The 22907-nt window shown below is 38.9% G+C and carries 10 protein-coding genes; 5 read left to right on the forward strand and 5 right to left on the reverse strand.

The genetic code is table 11. The features are described 5' to 3' along the window. The first annotated feature begins 68 nt into the window (after positions 1-68). Both rpsA and PZ892_RS13385 read left to right on the forward strand, forming a co-directional pair. Positions 69-2003: a 30S ribosomal protein S1 gene (gene rpsA / locus PZ892_RS13380; RefSeq protein WP_094256165.1), complete on the forward strand. Its 1935-nt coding sequence runs from the start codon at positions 69-71 to the stop codon at positions 2001-2003. A 209-nt stretch (positions 2004-2212) separates the two neighbouring features. Then, complete coding sequence (locus PZ892_RS13385) at positions 2213-3028, forward strand: sulfurtransferase (protein ID WP_094256166.1); 816 nt, start codon at positions 2213-2215, stop codon at positions 3026-3028. Positions 3029-3362: 334 nt separating this feature from the next. On the opposite strand, the gene PZ892_RS13390 is transcribed toward PZ892_RS13385, so the two are convergent. From PZ892_RS13390 to hutH, 5 genes are read right to left on the reverse strand one after another with little or no spacing between them, the layout of a single operon-like run. Further along, the gene (locus PZ892_RS13390; RefSeq protein WP_094256167.1) at positions 3363-4235 is read right to left on the reverse strand and encodes a pirin family protein; all 873 of its coding nucleotides are present in this window, start codon (positions 4233-4235) and stop codon (positions 3363-3365) included. A gap of 38 nt (positions 4236-4273) precedes the next feature. Further along, positions 4274-5254, reverse strand: a complete 981-nt coding sequence (hutG, locus tag PZ892_RS13395) for a formimidoylglutamase (protein ID WP_277711435.1) — start codon at positions 5252-5254, stop codon at positions 4274-4276. Position 5255: 1 nt separating this feature from the next. Continuing rightward, complete coding sequence (locus tag PZ892_RS13400; protein WP_094256169.1) at positions 5256-7274, reverse strand: urocanate hydratase; 2019 nt, start codon at positions 7272-7274, stop codon at positions 5256-5258. 4 nt (positions 7275-7278) lie between these two features. Beyond that, positions 7279-8532 carry an imidazolonepropionase gene (gene hutI, locus PZ892_RS13405; protein WP_094256170.1) on the reverse strand — a complete coding sequence of 418 codons (1254 nt, stop codon included), beginning with the start codon at positions 8530-8532 and terminating at the stop codon, positions 7279-7281. A gap of 2 nt (positions 8533-8534) precedes the next feature. Then, a complete protein-coding gene (gene hutH / locus PZ892_RS13410) occupies positions 8535-10103 on the reverse strand; it encodes a histidine ammonia-lyase (RefSeq protein ID WP_277711436.1) in 1569 nt (522 codons plus the stop codon). Between the two features lie 78 nt (positions 10104-10181). Between hutH and PZ892_RS13415 the strand changes: the two genes are divergently transcribed. The 3 genes from PZ892_RS13415 to PZ892_RS13425 all read left to right on the forward strand — a co-directional run bounded on the left by PZ892_RS13415 (position 10182) and on the right by PZ892_RS13425 (position 22889). Further along, the gene (locus tag PZ892_RS13415; protein ID WP_094256172.1) at positions 10182-11081 is read left to right on the forward strand and encodes a LysR family transcriptional regulator; all 900 of its coding nucleotides are present in this window, start codon (positions 10182-10184) and stop codon (positions 11079-11081) included. Positions 11082-11227: 146 nt separating this feature from the next. Further along, positions 11228-17023, forward strand: a complete 5796-nt coding sequence (locus PZ892_RS13420) for an alpha-2-macroglobulin family protein (RefSeq protein ID WP_094256173.1) — start codon at positions 11228-11230, stop codon at positions 17021-17023. A gap of 160 nt (positions 17024-17183) precedes the next feature. Beyond that, entirely contained in the window at positions 17184-22889 is a 5706-nt protein-coding gene (locus tag PZ892_RS13425; RefSeq protein WP_277711437.1) for an alpha-2-macroglobulin family protein, read from the forward strand. The last annotated feature ends 18 nt before the right edge of the window (positions 22890-22907 follow it).

The raw sequence follows: 22907 nt of genomic DNA on the forward strand, positions 1-22907 counted from the left end.
TCTTGTAAATAAAAGTTTTTCGTATCTTTGCAATCCCTACATCGTAGGGAAAAGGAGATAATTAATTAATGGCAAAAAAACAAGAAGCAGAAAAAGAGTTAGCGGCGAAAAACGCAGAGCTACAAGGTGCTGACACAAAAGTTGTGAAGGACACTGAAAAGATTGAGTCTGAAGCAGATTCAAATTTAATCGATGAGATTAAATCAAACACTTGGAGCACTCCAGCAGGAGACTTCGACTGGGATCTTGATGAAAAAGCTTTTGGTAACTACAGTGATGCAGAACGTACTAAATTAGAAGAGCAGTACGCTGGCACATTCAACCAAATTAATCAAGGTGAGATTATTGAAGGTATTGTTGTATCGATCAATAACAAAGACGTTGTTTTAAACATCGGTTTCAAATCAGACGGTCTAGTAGCATTATCTGAGTTCCGTGACTTACCTGACTTAAAAATCGGTGATACGGTAGACGTATTTGTAGAATCGCAAGAGGATGCAAATGGTCAATTAGTATTATCACGCAAACGTGCTAAAACACAGAAATCTTGGGAAGAAATCAACGAGGCTTTGGAAAATGACAAAGTTATTGATGGTTTCGTTAAATCACGTACAAAAGGTGGTTTAATTGTAGACATCAAAGGTGTTGAGGCATTCTTACCAGGATCACAAATTGATATTAAGCCTATTCGTGACTATGATGTTTACGTAGGTAAAACAATGGAATTCAAAGTTGTAAAAATCAACCACGAATTCAAAAACGTAGTAGTTTCTCACAAAGTATTAATTGAGGACGATTTAGAGAACCAAAAATCAGAAATCGTTGCGAAATTAGAAAAAGGACAAGTATTGGAAGGTACTGTTAAAAATATCACTGACTTCGGTGTGTTCATCGACTTAGGTGGTGTTGACGGATTACTTCACATTACAGATATCTCTTGGGGCCGTATCGAGCATCCAAAAGAGGTATTGGCATTAGACCAAACAATCAACGTTGTTGTTCTTGACTTTGATGATGAGAAAAAACGTATTGCATTAGGTTTGAAACAACTTTCAGAGCACCCTTGGGAATCTTTAGACAAGAACTTAGAAATCGGTTCTAAAGTGAAAGGTAAGATCGTTACTGTAGCTGACTACGGTGCATTCTTAGAAATCATCCCAGGAGTAGAAGGATTAATCCACGTTTCTGAAATGTCTTGGTCTCAAAACTTACGTTCTCCACAAGAGTTCTTGAAAGTAGGTGACGAAATCGAAGCTGAAATCTTAACATTAGATCGTGAAGAGCGTAAAATGAGCTTAGGTATCAAACAATTGACTCCAGATCCTTGGCAAAACATCACTGAACGTTACCCAGTTGGTTCAAAACAATCAGCAGTTGTTAAGAACATGACTAACTTCGGTGTATTCGTTGAGTTAGAAGACGGAATCGACGGTTTAATTCACATTTCTGACCTTTCATGGTCTAAGAAAGTTAACCACCCTAACGAATTCACTAAAGTTGGTGAAAGATTAGACGTTGTGGTATTAGAATTAGACGAAGAAAACCGCAAACTTTCTTTAGGTCACAAACAATTAGAGGAAAACCCTTGGGATACTTTCGAAACTATCTTCACTGAAGGTTCAGTTCACGAAGGTACTGTAATCAAAGTTGGTGACAAAGGTGATATCGTTGCTTTACAATATGGTGTTGAAGGTTTCTGCCCTAACAAACACTCTGTAAAAGAAGACGGATCAGCATTGAAAGTAGACGAAGTTGCTGAATTCAAAATCATCGAATTCAACAAAGAAAACAAACGTCTAGTTATCTCTCACTCTCGTATTTGGGAAGATGCTAAAGCTGAAGCTCGTATCGAAGAGTTCAACGCTCGTAAAAAAGAAGCTAAAACTGCTAATGCAGCAGTGAAAAAAGTTAAAGATTCAGTTGAAAAATCAACTCTAGGTGATCTTGACGTATTAGCTCAATTGAAAGAGCAAATGGAAGACGACGAGAAAAAATCTAAATAAGTTTAGATTTCTCTAAATACTTCAAAGCCCCGATTGAAAAATCGGGGCTTTTGCGGTTTTATAGATTTGAGATGTGAGATGTGAGATAGTGGAAAGGGAAAGGGAGATATGAGTATTGAGATGTTAGATTTTCTACTTTTTTATATATCTTTAAACTAACAAGCTTAATATCTCAAATCTCATATCTAAAATCTCATATCTCTTTCGCCATGAGAACAGCTGCACTTATCAGTACCGACGAAGCCCTCAAATTAATCAATGAGGAGAATGCTATAGTTTTTGACGCTACTATTGACAAAGTCAATCAGAAGATGGACAATAGTAAGATGGAATTGCTTCCAAACAGTTTGTTTTTGGATATAGAAGGTGCTTTTTCGGATCATGGCAGTCCTTTTCCACATACGATGATATCGGCACAACAATTCACGAAAGAAGCGCAAAAATTAGGTGTCAATCAGGATTCTACGTTGGTAATTTATGATCGTTGGGGAGTATATTCAAGTCCTAGGGCTTGGTGGATGTTCCGATATATGGGATTAGAGAAGGTTTATGTATTAAATGGAGGCCTCCCCGCTTGGAAAGCTGCAGGACTTCCTATTGAAGATCAATACTCAGAACCTCAAGCAACGGGTAATTTCAAGGCTAAACCTAATTATGAATGGTTTATCAGTAAGGAAGAACTGGTAGAGCGATTGGGAGATGATGATATCAGTATTACCGATGCGAGATCATCTGGTCGGTTCAATGGAACTGCCCCAGAACCGCGAGAAGGATTAAAATCAGGTCATATACCTGGTTCCAAAAACCTACCTTTTGACCAAGTACTGGATGGAACTACCTATCAGGATAAAGAAGAACTTGAAAGACTTTTCGAAGGGAAAATTGATGCCAGCAAACAGAATATCTTCACCTGTGGCTCGGGAATATCAGCAGCCATCATCGCACTGGCAGCATACGAACTCGGAAACGACTATGTAACGATATATGATGGTTCCTGGGCGGAATGGGGGTCTAGTAGTATTTAATCATAGTATTTAGTAGTTAGTATTTAGTATTTAGACACCTGCCTATCTGAAAATCTATATATCTTGAAACCCGCATGCCTTGTATCTTACATTTCTTGAAAACTGAAACTCTTGAAATCTATATTTCTTGGATCTTTCATGTTTTGAAACCTGAATCTCTTAAAATCTAGAAATCCAAATTGCTATTTGATTAGATTGCCATTATTCCGATTTAAGCATATTTCAATTGAAGGATACTTCGATTTACGCATATAAAAACTCTTACTAGTCTCCTTTTATTAACCGCTCAGAATTATCGCGAGCGCTCTAAATACTAAATACTATATACTAAATACTACTTCCCCGGAAGTGGAACATAGCCATCATCGCCTGGTACTTTAGGGAATTCATGGTTGATCCATTTTTCTTTGGCTTCATCGATTGTTTGTTTTTCACTTGCGACGAAGTTCCAGGAGATAAAGCGTTCTTCAGGAAATGGTTCGCCACCGAAGATATAGACCGTAGATCCTGCTTTCATCTCAAAGCTACATAGGTGAGCATCCAAGGTGATCAAGATCTGCTTAGGACCATAAGTAAAGCCATTGCTATCGATTTCTCCTTCTAATATATAGAGACCGCTTTCGCCATATAATTCACCGCGAATATCAATTAAGGCATCTTTTTCAGCCTTAACTTCAATCATATACAATTTACTATAAACGGGAACGGGGGATTTTTTACCAAATGCTTCACCCGCAATCAGTTTAAAGGATACATCGCCATCCTTCCAAGTTGGGATATCATGTGCTTCCGTATGATGGAATTCAGGCTCCATAAACTCAAGGTTTTTAGGTAATGCCACCCAGATTTGAAGTCCATGCAGGAATTTATCTTTTTGCCTTAAATATTCTGGGGTTCTTTCGGAATGCACCACACCTTTTCCAGCAGTCATCCAGTTCACGGCTCCGGGTTTAATCTCCATGGCAGTACCAAGGCTATCTCTATGGAAAATAGAACCTTCAAATAAGTAGGTCAATGTAGACAAACCAATATGAGGATGTGGACCCACATCTAAATTTTCATGGTCTGCCAAACAAGCAGGTCCCATGTGATCAATAAAAACAAAGGGGCCAATGGAACGTTTCTGGCGAAATGGCAATAACCTTCCTACCATAAAGTTCCCGATGTTTGCTGCTGTTTCTTCTCTGATGAAATCTATATTCGACATATATCTCCTGTATTATATTTCCTTAAAGTTACATATTATCACTTATTATTCACTAGGCGAAAAATGAGATCTGCGGTTAACTTTGTCGTTCTATTGTCAATATCATATAGCGGGTTGACTTCGGCGAAGTCGACAGATTTCAGCTTGGGCAGCTGAATGAGTTCATGGAATAATTTCGCAAAAGTTGGATCCGGGATTAGCCCATTGAAAGCAGGGGCACTTACACCTGGAGCATAGGCCGCTGCAAACACATCCATATCTATCGTGAGGTAAATATCATCTACATTCTGCGAAAATTGATCAATTTGGGAAATCACCTTATTGATATTTTCGGCATAGATTTCATTGCCTTTAATCACCTGAACGGCTTTTTCCTTAGCATAATTGAATAAAGCCTGCGTGTTGCTGATGTCTTGGATTCCTATCGCGAGATATTGAACTTCAAAGTTTTCAATTTCTGCATCGGTAAAGATTTGATAGAAACCTGTACCAGAATTTCCTTGGTTATCATTAACCGCCCTTATATCGAAATGGGCATCTAAATTAATAATCCCAATTCTTTTTGTTTTACTATATTTTTTCAGTCCATTGAAATGCCCATAAGTAACTTCATGGCCACCACCAAGGACAATTGGCAGGCCTCTATTTTCCAAAATTTGGCTTACACGTTTTGCCAGTTCCTTCTGCGCAGCTTCCATATCCTCGGCCACGCAAATGACATCACCGGCATCGAAAATCCTTGTTTCTGAGGACATATGATTCGGTAAACCAGCCAAAACCTTGCGAAGGGCTTCAGGGGCATCTTTGGCACCAATACGACCTTGATTCCTTCTTACCCCTTCATCACAGCAAAAACCTAAAAATACAAAGCTATTTTCCAGTGTATTTGAAATGCTATCTAAGTTGATACATTCCATAATTTGATGCCAACGAAGGTACTCAGCACTAGTTCCGTCGGTTCTGCCTGTCCATAGCTGCTGTTCTGTAGGTCTGTAGAGGACATTTCCAAAAGCTTCCATGTTAGTTATTTCCAAAAAGGTTATCAATTATGTGATTATCCACCAGTTCCGCTTTAGTTACTTTCAGTGTAGAAGATCTTTCCAATTCGGTTTCAATGGCGCTGATTGCTTCTTTATTTCTTGCCCATGCCCTTCTTGCAATTCCGTTATTCACGTCAAAGAAAAGCATTTGCTTTAATTTGCGGTCGCTATCCTCGGATCCATCAAGGACCATTCCGAAACCACCATTTATTACTTCCCCCCATCCTACTCCGCCGCCGTTATGGATAGAAACCCAAGTTGCTCCTCGGAAACTATCTCCAATAACATTGTGAATGGCCATATCAGCGGTAAACTTACTACCATCATAGATATTACTGGTTTCACGGTATGGTGAATCTGTTCCGCTGACATCATGATGGTCCCGACCCAATACTACGGGAGCAGATAACTTTCCATCAGCGACTGCCTTATTGAAAGCTTCGGCGATTTTCATTCTTCCCAAGGCATCAGCATATAAAATCCTTGCCTGAGAACCAACCACCAGTTTATTGCTTTCAGCTTCAGAAATCCATTTAATATTATCTTCCATCTGCGGGTATATTTCTTCAGAAGCATTCTTTTGAAGGTCTTTCATCACCTCAAGGGCGATGTTATCAGTCAATCTTAAATCTTCAGGTTTTCCAGAAGTACATACCCATCTAAATGGACCGAAACCATAATCAAAACACATAGGTCCTAGGATATCCTGAACGTAAGAAGGATATCTGAAATTAATTCCATCTTCAGCCATGATATCAGCGCCAGCTCGGCTAGCTTCCAAAAGGAAAGCATTTCCATAATCAAAAAAGTATGTTCCTTTGGCCACATGTTTATTGATGGCATTCGCATGGCGGATCAATGTAAGTTGTACCTCTTTTTTGAACCTTTCCGGATCATTGGCAATAAGTTCATTAGATTCTTCAAAACTTAAATCCACGGGGTAATAACCCCCTGACCACGGGTTATGCAAAGAAGTTTGATCAGATCCGACGGTCACTTTAATATTTTGTCTATCAAACTGTTCCCATACATCGACAATATTTCCAATATATGCGATAGAGATCACCTCCTTTTTAGCAATAGCAGCTTTTACGGCAAGAATCAATCCTTCGATATCCTCTACTAATATATCTACCCAACCTTGTTCATGTCTTTTTCTAGCAGCGGCAGGGTTTACTTCTGCACAAACAGTGATACACCCCGCAATATTTCCAGCTTTAGGTTGAGCTCCACTCATTCCCCCAAGTCCGGAGGTTACAAAGACTTTCCCTTGAATAGATTCACCTTCAGGAAGATGTTTCCTGAAAGCATTCATAACGGTGATTGTTGTTCCATGGACAATACCCTGGGGTCCGATATACATATATGAACCTGCAGTCATTTGCCCATATTGAGTAACACCCAAAGCATTGAATTTTTCCCAATCATCGGGTTTGGAATAATTAGGAATCATCATTCCATTGGTCACAACCACACGTGGTGCATTTTCAGAAGAAGGAAAAAGCCCCATTGGATGTCCTGAATACATATGCAAAGTTTGTTGATTAGACATTTGCGAAAGGTATTTCATGGTCAGTAGGTATTGCGCCCAGTTTTGAAATACGGCTCCATTGCCACCATAGGTAATCAACTCATGCGGATGTTGAGCAACAGCAGGATCCAGGTTATTCTGAATCATCAGCATAATGGCAGCAGCCTGTTGACTTTTTGCAGGATATGCAGAAATTGGTCTAGCATACATTTCATATTGAGGTCTGAATCGATACATATAAATTCGACCATATTCCCGGAGTTCCTCCAAAAACTCTGCAGCCAATTCCTGATGCCATTCCCTTGGAAAATACCTCAAAGCATTCCGAACAGCAAGTTTTTCTTCCTCTTTACTTAAAATAGCCTTACGTTTTGGGGCATGGCTCACCCTATTATCTAATTGAGCTTTTGCTGGTAATTCTGTTGGAATACCTTTTGCAATTGCTTCTTTAAAATCTTTATCAATCATCCTATTAGTCTTTTCTTACAAATACTTCAGTTCCATTTTTCCAGACCGCCTTAGGTTGAAGACCGCCTTGCAGATAGGTGATGTTTTGATAATTATCAGTATCATAGATCACCAAATCCGCTAACATTCCTTCCATTAAACGGCCTCTATCCTGTAGGTTCAGGGCTTTCGCTGCACGGAAGGTAATTCCTGCGAAGAGTTCGGCATTACTCAGCTTTTGCATGGTTGCAAGAATACTGGCACTTTCGATCAATTTACCCATTGGTGCAGACCCAGGATTCCAATCGGTTGCAATGGCCAAACTAGCACCAGCATCCAATAGCTTTCTAGCAGGTGTAAACTCACAACCAATTCCGAGAGATGCAGCCGGTAAAGCCACTGGAATCACATCGGATCCTGCCAATAAACTAATTTCATTTTCAGTAGAAGCTTCCAGATGGTCAGCTGAAACTGCAGCAAGTTCAACAGCCAACTTAGAACCTGAGGTACTAAATTGATCAGCATGTACTGTTAAGTCAAAGCCCATTTCCTTGGCTTTTTTATAGTATGGAAGTATTTGTTCAGCAGAAAAGGCACTCTTCTCTACGAAGGCGTCAATTCTGTTGGTCAGCTCTTCTGCCCTCAATAATGGGAAAAGCTTTTCGCCAATTTCGTATAAGTAATCTTCAGCATTACCTTCATAATCCTTAGGATGCATATGTGCTGCAAGGCAGGTTGAAATCAAATCCACAAAAGATGCCTGATTGGCTTCCTTGATTGCGCGTAAGGTCTTGAGCTCCTCTTCGACATTGAGTCCATAGCCACTCTTTACCTCAACGGTTGTTATCCCTTGTCTCAACAAGTTATCAGCACGTTTAAGGGTCAAGAATTTAAGTTCATCCTGCGAACATTCACGAGTATGCTTTACAGTACTCCAAATTCCGCCGCCCGCTTCTGCAATTTCAAGGTAGGAACTACCTGCATTGCGCATTGCAAAATCGTTAGCTCGGTTACCACCAAAGGCAATATGCGTATGGCAGTCAATATATCCCGGTAGAGCCACAAAATCACCCTTCAGTTCCACGATTTCAATATCATCAGGCAAGGCAGCCTTTAATCCTTCAAAATCTCCTACAACCTTAATTTTGCCATCGACAATATTAATACCAGCCTGTTCTATGATTTCCAGTTGTTCGTCTTTTAATGCCCCTTTCAGTGGCAAGTGCTGCATAGTCAACACTTGTTTGAAGGGACCTATTAACTTTCCGTTCTCTTTCATGATCAATAGTTTTCAAAATATTCAACAGCATCACCAAAATATGGCTTATTACTATCCTTCGCGGCTTTTTTTGCGATTTCAATCAATTCACCAGATTTGATAATGGATAGGGCATTATCCAAGATATCCTGCATTGGTTGATCCTCTTCAATATGAGGAATTTTCGTTCTAATATGTTGATGAATTGCTTCCACCACTGCTGTAGATTGTTTAGGATTATGGAAATCTTTAGCTTGCGCCGCACAAAGCATTTCAATACTTAAGATTTTATCAACATTATCCAGTACCTGTAGGAGTTTTCTTCCGGAAATAGATCCCATGCTCACATGGTCTTCTTGACCCAATGATGTAGGAATACTATCTGCTGATGCCGGAAAACAAAGCCCTTTGTTTTCACTAGCAATGGCTGCAGTACTGTATTGAAGGATCATAAATCCAGAATTTAAACCAGTTGCTTTCATCAACAATTTAGGCACCCCATTAGTTTCCCCTTCCAGGGACAAATAGACCCTACGATCGGAGATATTCCCCAATTCAGATACTGCTAGCGTGGCATAATCGAGTGGTAATGCAATAGGTTGACCATGGAATGAACCTCCAGAAATAGTTAGTTCACTATTAATAATTATTGGGTTATCTGTAACGGAATTGATTTCAGTTTCAATGATTTCTTTAAAGTGTAACCAAGCATTCCGGGATGCACCATGAACCTGAGGAATACAACGCAAGGAATAAGGATCCTGAACACGGGAGCAATTTTTATGAGATTCCAGAATCTCTGAATCCTTCAGGAGGTTGAATATGGTAGAAGCAACGAAAGTATTTCCTTTATAAGGTCTCAATTGATGAAGTTCTGAGAAAAATGGTTTGATAGAACCATTCAAACCTTCGATCATCAGGGTTGCAATCAAGTCAGCATTATTCATTAATCTATTCATTTCTACAACGGCTTTGACACCATGGGCAGCCATAAATTGTGTTCCGTTGATTAATGCTAATCCTTCCTTTGCTCCAAGATGAATAGGTTCAATTTGATGTTCCTTAAGCACCGATGCAGTATCCACTATTTGGCCATCTTTCCAGAGCTTCCCAAGACCGATAAGCGGCAAAAATAAATGTGATAATGGTGCTAGGTCACCAGAAGCACCAACAGATCCTTGCTTTGGTACGACAGGAATGACATCATTTTGAATATGCCAGATAATCCGTTCCACTGTACTTAATTGAACACCGGAAAAACCTTTGGATAAGGCATGCACTTTCAAAATAAGCATGAGTTTACTCAATTCCTTATCAATTGGTTCCCCTATCCCAACGGCATGGCTTTTAAGAATATTTTCCTGTAATTTTTTAGTATCCTGCGGACTGATCAAAGTGGTGCATAATGGTCCGAAACCTGTATTGATTCCATAGACCACTTTTCCAGCATCCACAATCTCTTGAACATATTGGGCGCTTTGATTTATTTTACTGATGGTTTCATCAGTTAATAGACCTTGACATTCAGATTTTGCAATAGCAATAGCAATAGAACTGGTCAAATAATCTTCTCCGTATTTAAATGTTTTCATGTTATTTCGCTGTGTTATCCAAATTTACCTGCTATATTTGATAATTGGCAATATCAATTTTAGCAATAACTGATAACTATGAATTATCAAATCGAACTTAGACATCTCCTCTATTTCAAAGTAGTTGCCGAGGAATTACACTTCAGGAGGGCTGCAGAAAGGTTATTCATTGCACAGCCAGGATTATCCCGACAAATCAAGCAATTGGAAGAGTATTATGGCACTTCCTTATTTATTCGAGATAAAAGAAATGTGGCTTTAACGGAAGCGGGGGTTTATCTTAAGAAGGAGGTTGAATTGATTTTTAATCAGTTGGATAACATCAAAGACCATATTGAGAAAATTTCAGAGGGAAAGATTACCTCCTTGAAATTAGGATTTATAGGATCAGCCGTGCAGGCGATGTTACCACAGTTATTAGTAGAGTTAAAACAGAAGCAGCCATTAATCGACATTACTCTCAATGAATTGTCCAATGAGGTTCAGATTGACATGATCAACAAGCAGGAATTGGATTTTGGTTTTGTACGATTAAAAGACAGCCCCATAGGACTAAAATCTATCCCTATCTTAACTGAGCATTTTTCATTGGTAGTACCCAAGAATACGGTTTCAAAATCAAAAGAAAAAGTCAATCTAAATGACTTCAAGGAGGAGTCCTTTATTCTCTTTTCCAAAGAGTATAGCAATTCTTATTACGAATTGGTGATGAGCATTTTTGAGGATCATAATTTTGTTCCACATGTAGCACTGAGGACTGTGAATGCATTAAGTATTTTCAACCTAGTGAGTCAAGGCTTGGGTGTTGCCATTGTTCCGACCTCCTTAAAAAAAGGTTATCATACGCATGTAGACTTTTTAGAGTTGAATCACCTCCCCCAACGAACCACCTTATCCCTTATCTGGAGTAAGAAGAACCGAAATCCAGGCATACCTCTTATGATAGAGATTGTCGAAGGGTTAAAAAAGAAGCAATAATTTTAAAAAAAAATTCCCCAAAAGAGATTTCTTTCAATTAAGAAATGTCAGCTTTTCTCCATTATTTTTTTTCTAGCTTTATGGAATCACCTCCTTTTCTGCATCCATCGCAAAAACAAGGTTATGAACTTTAAGGTTTATGTTATATGAAACAATTATTCATCCTATTATTCGCCCTTACACCTCTCCTACTATTCAGTCAGGAAACTAAAACAGCAACCATGATAGAAGAAAAATGGAAAGAAGTGGACAGACTAATTTCCATTGGGAATTATGAACAGACTGCCCCTCTTCTGAATGAAATAAAAACTTACGCCAAAAAATCTAAAAATGGACCAATGGAGCTTCGTGCTATCTTAGCAGAAAGCCAATTGCTTCAAGTCAATACCACGCAAGAAGACTTGTTCGATAAAGTAGACAAACACTTCCAAACCAACATCAACCAAACAGAGGGGGTTCAAAGAAGCCTACTCTATAGTTTTTATGCCCAGTTTTTAGGAAGCAATATCGATTACTACAGCGAAAGCAAGAATAAATTTTTAGCGGCAGATGAAGAAACCAAGGATAAAATCTTGGACTCCCTATTCAATAAATCCTTAGAGAACAAAGAACTTCTTTTGAAGCAACCTATTGAAAATTGGAAATCGCTCTTTGCATCTAGCAAAAATCTAAGCCTCAGTCCTACGCTTTACCACTTCAATAGTAATCCATACCTCGCTTTCTTGCGAAGGGATAGGGAAAAGAATACAGCAAAAATCAAAAAGTTATCAGAAGATTTGCTCAGTATCAATAAAAAAGCAGGATACGCTGATGCGACCTCCTATTTATTGGTGAACAATATTTCCCCTAGCTACCAAAAAAAAGACAGCTATGTTGATGCTTTGAAAAATGTAATAGCCCAAAACAAGAGCGATTATAACGCGTTCATCTATGCCATCATTGCAGAGACCTTGAACAGCAACAATGAAACAAAAAAGGCAGTCGAATCCCTAGCCAAAGCAAAACAAGAGTACCCAACATCACCTTGGATCAAGGATGTTGAGCTCATGGATCAACAATTAAAAAGTGTTGAAATTCAGTTTTATAATCCTCAGATTAACCCTTCCAATGTCAACAGTCCTGTCCAGCTATCCTTTAAAAATGCGGAAAAGCTCTACTTGAAAGTTTTCAATGTGACCAATACCCCAACAAACTATAAGAAATTTGAAGTAAAGTTGGATAGCATCACGAAAAAAGTAGGGGTAAATGCGTCGGAAGTGTATGCAGAAGAAATCCCAATAAAATCATTTGATGATTATAAAAGACATTCAACCATTTACAAGATAAATGCCCTCCCTTTTGGCAATTATGTAGCCCTCATTTCAAACAATCCTGAATTCAAAGCTGATGGTTTATTCAATACCGTATCCTCATCAAGATTTATTGTTTCGGATTTATTTAACTACACAGAACTAGAGACAGGGAAGAATACAGCATATCTTTTCAGTGGTTTACTGATCAATCGAAAGACTGGTTTGCCTTATGCTGGTAAATCGCTGGAGATCTATGATGTAAACTCAGGAAAAGCACCAAAGCTGGTTCATAAAATGAAAACTAATCAGAACGGAGAGTTTTCAGTAGATATCAATAAGGATTCTTATTATCGCTATCAATCTGGGGCGATGCTTTACCTTGCAGAGGAAAAGCAAATCATCGATATGGCTGCCCCTTTAAATTATAGCTTTTCGCAAATCGAGAAAGAAGAAGCTAGAGAAAGGTTCAACACTAAGATCTTAACCGATAGAAGGATTTATAGACCCGGTCAAAAGCTTTTCTTCAAAGGAATTGTTTATAACAACAGTTCATTAAGTGGAAAAGTGATAGAAGGTAAAAAACTAGATGTTATCCTTCAGGATGCCAACGGACAGAAAGTAGACTCCTTGTCTTTGACCAGTAATGCATTTGGTTCTGTAAACGGAGAACTTCAAATCCCAGTCAATACCTTGGCGGGTGGATTCAATATCCTGATTATGGATAAAGGAGCCCAAATTGGCTACCACTACCTAAGTGTGGAAGAGTATAAGCGTCCTACCTTTAGTGTTAGTTTTGAAACCAATAAGGAAACCTATAAACGCTCTGATATAGCCGAGTTCATAGGAAAAGTGGAATCCTATTCCGGTGTACCCCTAGTAGGTTCATCGGTGAATTATAAAGTACAAATAAACTCCTATGGTCGAAATTATACCAGTTTCACCTTAGCGGATAGCTCAATTATCGCTGATGAGCAAGGAAAATTTACCATCAGGATTCCATTAGAAGATACCGCATTAAATAAATTGGAAGATTTCAACATCAGTGTAACTGCTGAGGTGGTAAATCAGACCGGAGAAATGCAGCAAGCATCTGTTTTTTACACCTATTCGGATAAGCCTTGGGTAATCAATATTCTAGGTCCAAGAATAGAAGAAGCGGGTAAATGGAATAAATTATTCATCAGTACCGTGAATAAAAATAACCAGCCCTTGCCCTTGACCGGTGAGATAAAAATCTATAAGTATCCTGAGCCTAATATTGCTTTACCGGATCAATATGACAATATATTTAAAGATGTGGATTACCATATTTTCAGTAATGCAGAATACAAAAAACTATTCCCAACTTCATTTGATGAGTCTTTAATCATCAAGAAACCATCAGAATTACTGAAAACCTATTCCTTTGACACAAGGGACACAAGTCTTGTGAAAATAGATTCCACCCTGTTCCCAAAAGGAAAGTATTACGTTGAAGTCATTTCAATCCAAGGAAAGGATACCATAAGAAGCCAAGCTGATGTGAGCATTTTCGACCCTGTTACCAAAAAGAGCAGCGATCATGACTTCCTCACCTACAGTTTTGATAAACCAAATTATGGTCTGGATGAACAGGTCAAATTAAATTTCTATACAGATGTCCCTAATGCAAAGGAAATAATTCTTTTCCCAAGTAACTCCTTTGGTAAACAAGAGACCTTTACCATTCCTGTAAAGAATGGTCGAGCAATCCATGAATTCAAATTTGATAGGGAAAAGTTTGCTCGAGGTTATCAATTAGACGCTGTATTAATTGTAGACAACCAGATTGAAAATAAATTCATCAGCGCACCTAAGCGAACTGATGACCAAGATTTAAAAATTAAAATCAGCAGTTTTAGAGATAAAATTACGCCGGGAACAAAAGAGAAATGGAGCTTTAGCATCTTGCAAAAGGACAAGGTTATTCCTTCAGAGGTATTGGCGACAATGTATGACATGTCATTAGACGTTTTTGGAGCCAATTATTTCCCAACCTTTTTTGACAGATATAGCCCATCCTATTACAGGCGATATAATTTCACAAATTTATTCTATGCTTCATCAGCTTCAAGTCCTTTTGGCTTCAATGAACAAATTATCAATGCAGTAGGCAATGAATTACCTTTAGTCAACAATTATGGCCTTTGGGATGATTATTGGTTAAATCGCGGTGTCAATAACCTGCATAACTATTATGATGGTCCAGTTCTAAATAGAGCTGGTTCCGCCCTTGCAGTAAAAGGAGCACAAAGAATTCTTCAAGGCAAAGTAGCTGGAATCAATCTTGAAGCAGCAGCCGATGTACATGAAGTAACGGAAGAAACTGTACAATTATATGATGAACTAAAAGACCCTAATCTTAGGGCACAAGTTGAAGAATTAAAGAATAAGAAACAAGGAGTAGACCTCTCTCAAGTCCAAGCACGCAAGAACCTTCAGGAAACAGCCTTCTTCTACCCTAACCTATACACCGACAAGGATGGCAACATCAGTTTCGAGTTCGATAGTCCTGAGGCCTTGACCAAATGGAAGCTCATGCTGTTCGCCCATGGCAAGAACCTAGAAGTAGGGTCTGCGCAGTTCTTTACCCAGACGCAGAAACAATTGATGATACGTCCAAACCTGCCAAGGTACTTCCGGGAGTCCGATGAGATCGAGATCATCGCGCAGGTACAGAACCTAAGTGAGAAGGCACAAAAAGGAAAAGCGAAGATTGAGATCATCAATCCAGTGGATAATGCCGACATCAGCGACAAGTTTGTGGTCAGTGCTATCTCGCCGGATTTTACTATCGAAAAGAGCAATAACCAAACGGTGTCCTGGAAGCTTAAGATCCCGGAGGGATATCCTGCAGTGCAGGTCAAAATCGTAGCTGCAAGTGCAGAATACTCCGATGGAGAGATTATGGAACTGCCGGTATTATCCAACAAGGTATTGATAGCAGAGACCCAGAAGATCGCATTGAAAGCTGGCGAAAAGAAAGATTTCAATATCGAATCAGCTGGAAAGAACAACCTACAGGCCAAGGTTCAGGTTCAAAGCAACCCGATCCTGGAGATTATCTCTGCCATCGATTACCTCAAGAACTATCCATATGAATGTACCGAACAGTCTACCAGCAAATGGTTCGGCTATAAGATGGTACAATATATCGGCAAGCACTATCCGGCCATTTCCGATTATTTTAAATCGATCAAGGCAAAGGATACCAAGAGCCGACTGGAGGAGAATGCGCAGCTGAGCGAATTGAAGTTACAGGAGATGCCTTGGCTTCGCGACATACAGCATGACAGCAAGAGATTGGAGGCCATAGCGGAACTGTTCAATTCCAATATCGAAACCGAGCTCAAGGGAATCGAACAAAAGATATTGCGTGGTCAACTGGACAACGGTTCTTTCCCATGGTTTGAGGGCGGAAAAACAGATACCCATATCTCCATGAGAATATTGGAGGTGGTCGGAAAGGTATTCTACCTCGATCACAACCTTGTCAATCCGCAGATGAACGGTAGCATGCGCAGGTTGGCAAACTATCTGGATCAGGACAGCAGCATCACCAGGGAGAAAGCATCTGCGAGCATTGCCCTGGATTATCTATATGCCCGTCATTTCTGGAATTCAGAGGTCAAGGTTCCGCAGAAGAACAGTGAGATCCTCAAGGCCAAGATTGCCAAGGCTCCGATCATTACCGCCAAGGGTCCTGCCGGCTATGCCGCAAAGGCATGGGTGGTAAACCAATTGTTTGGCGTATCAAAAGAGTCCAATGAAATCAAGAACAGGATTCAACAAGAGGTGATCCTGGATCCTGAAAAGGGAATGTACTGGGAAAGCAACAGTAAACATTACAATGATATCAGCTTACAGAGCTATATGCTGGAGGCCTATAAATTATATGACCCGAGCAAGTTGAATGCCATCAGTCAGTGGATTTTCTTCAAGAATGAAGCCAATTATTGGCGCAGCACCTGGATGACGGTGGATGCTGTCTACAGTCTCCTGTTGACCAATAATCCGAAGGACTTTAGCTTAGAAAACACGGTGAAGGTATTGGCTGATGGACAGAAGACACAGTTGGACAGCGTTGTTCTGGGACAGGTATCCAAAACCTTTACCAAAGAGGACCTGCAGAAAAATAGAACTATACAATTACAGAACGACAATGACCGGACAGTGTTCGGAGGGGTTTTCCACCAATATTTCTTGCCGGTATCAGAGGTAAAAAGTTCAACCAATGACATCAAGGTCAGCAAACAGTACATGGTAGAGCGGAATGGTAAATGGATGGAGAGCGAAGAGGCAAAACTCGGAGAAAGGATCAAGGTGGTCATAACGGTCATCAACGATCAGGACCTGGAGTATGTGCACTTGAAGGATAGTCGTCCGGCGGGTGTTGAGCCTGTATATGTCCCTTCAGGTTACAATTGGAGAAACAACTTCTATTTTACCTTGAAGGATGCATCGACCAACTATTTCTTCAATTCCTTGCCTAAAGGGAAAAGGACGTTCGAATATGAGGTCAAAGCAAATAATATTGGCCTATTCAACTCTGGGATTACAGGTATTGAGAGCATGTATGACCCAACGGTTAATGCAAGGTCAGATAATAAGGTGATCAGGATTGTGAAGTAGGGAATAATAGAAATAAAATGAGAAGGGCAATTGATATCAATTGCCCTTCTCATTTTATTAAAGACTTCCCTTTCTACTGTCAAGTCAAGCTTATTTAAAATAATTTTATGAAAAACAATATTTGGATGCATCTTAAATTAAGAAAGCCAATTATTAATTCATGAAAATAATCCTACAAATATTATTGTTTATCCTCCCGTTTTTAGCCTTCGCACAGACAGGTGGACAAGATATTGGAGAAAAATGGAAAGAAATCAACCATTTACAAAGTGTTAGAAATTACAAAGAAACCATCCCAATTTTAAATGAAATAAAGAAGTCTTCTAAAGGAAGAAAGGATGATGCCCTAGAGGTTAGGATAATTCTCGCGGAAACCATGGGACTCAGGGAAAATGTTACTAATGCAGACTTATTCGAAAAAATAGAACAACATTTTATTCAAAACATTAAGGGAAAAAATAAAGTTCAAAGAGCTGTACTATATCAAGCTTATGCCTTATTTCTTCTTAATAATATTAAAAAGAGTCCATCCAAAACTAATAATGAATTTCTGGGATCAACCAGGGAAAGGAAATTAAAAATCATAGATAGTCTCTTCAAAAAAACTATTGCCAATAAAAATTTTCTTCTAAAACAACCTATGGAAAAATGGCAACCATTAATTCAAGATTCCAACAATCTTTCTATTCAACCTAGTTTATATCATTTCAATCTTGACACCTATTTAAAGTTTTTACTTATGGACAGAAAGAACAATTTGGATCATGCCAATAAACTATTAACAGATATTCTTGCCTATAATAAGAAGATGGGGTTTGAGGATGCATCCGCCAACCTCCTGGCTAAGTACCTATATATAGAAGACCGAGATACATCGGGTATAATAGAAGCTTACGAAGGAATTATTCAAAAAACTAATAGTCAATTTAATGCTCAAATCTATTTAATGTTGGCAGAAAGACTTAGTTTTATGAATCCTAAATTACAGGTAAGGTATTTAAAGAAGGGAAAAAAACTATATCCAAACTCAGTTTGGGCACCGAAATTAGATTCATTGATTCATACCTTTAATGATGTAAAATTAAATCTCAAGCATAATTCCTCCATACCTACCAACGAATATGTTCCCATAGTTCTTTCAGTAAGGCATATTGAAAAGATATACGTGAAAGTTTTCAAGTTCCAAAACGATATAGATTATTATTCAAATTCAACAGCTGGATTCAGCGATTTAATTAGCAATTCAAAAGAAATCTATTCTGAAGAAGTTGCATTGAAACCATTCGATGATTTCCAAATCCATACTACTTACTTCAAAATAAACCCATTAACTGCTGGAAAATATCGAATCTTGATTTCAAACAATTCTGAATTTCAAAATAATGATATCAATAAAATAGTAGCAGAATCCAAGTTTGAAGTGACTGACTATTTTTTTAAGACTTCGATTGAAAAAGCTGCCGATGGAGGTAATATATTTTATACATTCCTTGCCAATCGGAAAAATGGCGAGACTTACAAAGAGAAAAAGCTGAAAATCGTTAAGATAAATACTAGAGATACTATTTTAAAAGTAACAAACACTAATCATGCCGGAGAAATATCGTTTCCTATCCCTACAGATTCAGTTAAATTTTATGCTGAAGATATCGGTATTTTCCTCCCAGAAGAAAACCAACATCTAGTTTATAGTAGGACCAACAATTTTTATGAAGGGGATCGGGCTTATAAGAATCAATTGGATTACGATGCAAAAATTCTACTTGATCGTAATATTTTTAGACCGGGTCAGAAAGTTCACTTCAAGGTAATCAGTTATCAAAACAATACTTTTGACAGGAAAACATTAGCGGGAAAAAAATTGAAAGTGCTAATAAAAACTAACAATAACCAATTATTAGACTCGTTGGTCCAAACTACAGATAGTTTTGGATCAATACATGGAGAATTTGTTCTACCAGAAAAAACAGAACTTGACATTTACCAGATCATTGTCAAAGAAGGAAATCATTTTATTAGCTCTTCAAGTTTCCGAGTAGATGAATATAAGAGACCGACATTCAAGATTTATCTCAATAAAATTAAAGATACTTATACGTCCAAAGATACAGCGGAGTTCACAGGATGGGTAGAGACATTTTCTGGAGTAAAATTAAGTGGAACAACGGTTTCTTATACAATAAATGTAATTACACATGACCCGAGCTCTGAATATTTCAAACTTCCTTCAGGAACTTTACAAACTGAAAAAGATGGAACTTTTAAAATTAAGGTTCCACTAAATGATAGTCTTTTTGCAGATTTCAAAGGCTATAGTATTTTATTGAATACTTTTGCAACAGGCCCAACCGGCGAATCCCAAGAGGCATATACCCATTATATTTATTCGGATATTCCCGGAAACGCAATAATAGATATAGATAATAAAAAATTATTTACCAGCAAATTTGATGAAATCGAAATAGCTGGTAAAAATGAAAACCAAGAGAATGTAAATATTTCTGGAAAAATTCAAATTTTTAAAAGACCAGAACCAAGCACGATCTCAGTTTCCAGCTGGTATTCTTCCACTAAATTTCTCGATGAGAAAGGATTTCATATTTTTACCCCCGAGGAGTACATTAAGTATTTCCCAACACTAGTAACGAAAAAAGACTTTGAAATTCCAAAAGACAGTCTTATAGTAACCTACCCTTTTGACACCAGACTTTCACAGACTATCAAGATCGATCCAAAATTATTTCCTTCAGGGAGTTATTACATTAAAGCCATTGATGGCACTGATTCTACCATTTTAGGAAATAAATGGTTTCAGTTAGAAGATAGCAAAACAGGCAGAAAGGGTAACAAAAACTTTTTAGTATACAAATTTGATAAGGAACGCTATCTTATAAACGATCGGGTAACAATTGACTTTTACACTGATTTTATAAATGCTAAGGAGGTTCTTTTAGTTCCATTTGATAACCAACAAAGACTTGAAACCATTATTCTTCCTATTAAGAATGGTCATTCTTCATATTCTTTTTTACTGGACAGTTTAAAAATCAGTAATTACTATCAGTTTCAAGCTACATTAATCAATGAAAATAAGACACAAAACCTTGGCATAACAATACCTTTATATCAGGAAAATAATCAACTAAAAATAAAGGCAAATACTTTTAGAAGTAAAATACACCCTGGTACCAAGGAAAAATGGAGTTTTAATATATCCCTGAAAGATAAACCAATCCCAACCAATGTATTAGTAACTATGTATGATTTATCCTTGGATGAATTTTATAAAACAAACTACTCAATACGTTGGGATTTTAATTTCGATTTAAGAACATACCCGATTAGACATAATGCCTTTTATACTTTGATGAAAGCGCGTGATGAAGGAGATTATATCAATCTTTACATTCCAAGGAATGTTTTAAATTTCCATGAAATAAATAATTTCGCTTTGTGGGATTCCTCAATATTAAATCAAGGTGATATTTCTTATTTAGAAAATTACAACAGGTCTTATGATTTTGAGGCGATATGGTCTCCAGCATATTTAAATCAAGTTGATGAACCTCCAATAGGAGAATTCGATTCAAAAATAGAAGGTTCTGGTATGTCTGAGATAAATTCTTGGGAATTATCCGTAAACCTTTCTAACGTCCAAGCGCGCAAGAACCTTCAGGAAACAGCCTTCTTCTACCCTAACCTGTACACCGATAAGGATGGCAACATCAGTTTCGAGTTCGACAGTCCCGAAGCCCTGACCAAGTGGAAGCTCATGCTGTTCGCCCATGGCAAGAACCTAGAAGTAGGGTCAGCACAGTTCTTTACCCAGACGCAGAAACAATTGATGATACGTCCAAACCTGCCAAGGTATTTCCGGGAGTCCGATGAGATCGAGATCATCGCGCAGGTACAGAACCTAAGTGAGAAGGCCCAAAAAGGAAAAGCAAAGATTGAGATCATCAATCCAGTGGATAATGCCGACATCAGCGACAAGTTTGTGGTCAGTGCTATCTCGCGGGATTTTACTGTCGAGAAGAACAATAACCAAACGGTGTCCTGGAAGCTCAAGATTCCGGAGGGATATCCTGCAGTGCAGGTCAAAATCGTCGCCGCAAGCTCGGAAAACTCCGATGGGGAGATTATGGAACTGCCGGTCTTATCCAACAAGGTATTGATAGCTGAGACCCAAAAGATCGCCTTGAAAGCTGGTGAAAAGAAAGATTTCAATATCGAATCAGCTGGAAAGAACAACCTACAGGCCAAGGTTCAGGTTCAAAGCAACCCGATCCTGGAGATTATCTCTGCCATCGATTACCTCAAGAACTATCCATATGAATGTACCGAACAGTCTACCAGCAAATGGTTCGGCTATAAGATGGTACAATATATCGGCAAGCACTATCCGGCCATTTCCGATTATTTTAAATCGATCAAGGCAAAGGATACCAAGAGCCGACTGGAGGAGAATGCGCAGCTCAGCGAATTGAAGTTACAGGAGATGCCTTGGCTTCGCGACATACAGCATGACAGCAAGAGATTGGAGGCCATAGCGGAACTGTTCAATTCCAATATCGAAACCGAGCTCAAGGGAATCGAACAAAAGATATTGCGTGGTCAACTGGACAACGGTTCTTTCCCATGGTTTGAGGGCGGAAAAACAGATACCCATATCTCCATGAGAATATTGGAGGTGGTCGGAAAGGTATTCTACCTCGATCACAACCTTGTCAATCCGCAGATGAACGGTAGCATGCGCAGGTTGGCAAACTATCTGGATCAGGACAGCAGCATCACCAGGGAGAAAGCATCTGCGAGCATTGCCCTGGATTATCTATATGCCCGTCATTTCTGGAATTCAGAGGTCAAGGTTCCGCAGAAGAACAGTGAGATCCTCAAGGCCAAGATTGCCAAGGCTCCGATCATTACCGCCAAGGGTCCTGCCGGCTATGCCGCAAAGGCATGGGTGGTAAACCAATTGTTTGGCGTATCAAAAGAGTCCAATGAAATCAAGAACAGGATTCAACAAGAGGTGATCCTGGATCCTGAAAAGGGAATGTACTGGGAAAGCAACAGTAAACATTACAATGATATCAGCTTACAGAGCTATATGCTGGAGGCCTATAAATTATATGACCCGAGCAAGTTGAATGCCATCAGTCAGTGGATTTTCTTCAAGAAGGAAGCCAATTATTGGCGCAGCACCTGGATGACGGTGGATGCTGTCTACAGTCTCCTGTTGACCAATAATCCGAAGGACTTTAGCTTAGAAAACACGGTGAAGGTATTGGCTGATGGACAGAAGACACAGTTGGACAGCGTTGTTCTGGGACAGGTATCCAAAACCTTTACCAAAGAGGACCTGCAGAAAAATAGAACTATACAATTACAGAACGACAATGACCGGACAGTGTTCGGAGGGGTTTTCCACCAATATTTCTTGCCGGTATCAGAGGTAAAAAGTTCAACCAATGACATCAAGGTCAGCAAACAGTACATGGTAGAGCGGAATGGGAAATGGATGGAGAGCGAAGAGGCAAAACTCGGAGAAAGGATCAAGGTGGTCATAACGGTCATCAACGATCAGGACCTGGAGTATGTGCACTTGAAGGATAGTCGTCCGGCGGGTGTTGAGCCCGTATACGTCCCTTCAGGTTACAATTGGAGAAACAACTTCTATTTTACCTTAAAGGATGCATCGACCAACTATTTCTTCAATTCCTTGCCTAAAGGAAAAAGAACGTTCGAATATGAGGTCAAAGCAAATAATATTGGTGTATTCAATTCTGGGATTACAGGTATTGAAAGCATGTATGACCCGACGGTTAATGCAAGGTCAGCTAATAAGGTGATCAAGATTGTGAAGTAGGGAATAATAGGTTGAAAA

This window comes from Sphingobacterium sp. WM (assembly GCF_029542465.1).
In the GTDB taxonomy this organism is placed as follows: domain Bacteria; phylum Bacteroidota; class Bacteroidia; order Sphingobacteriales; family Sphingobacteriaceae; genus Sphingobacterium; species Sphingobacterium cellulitidis.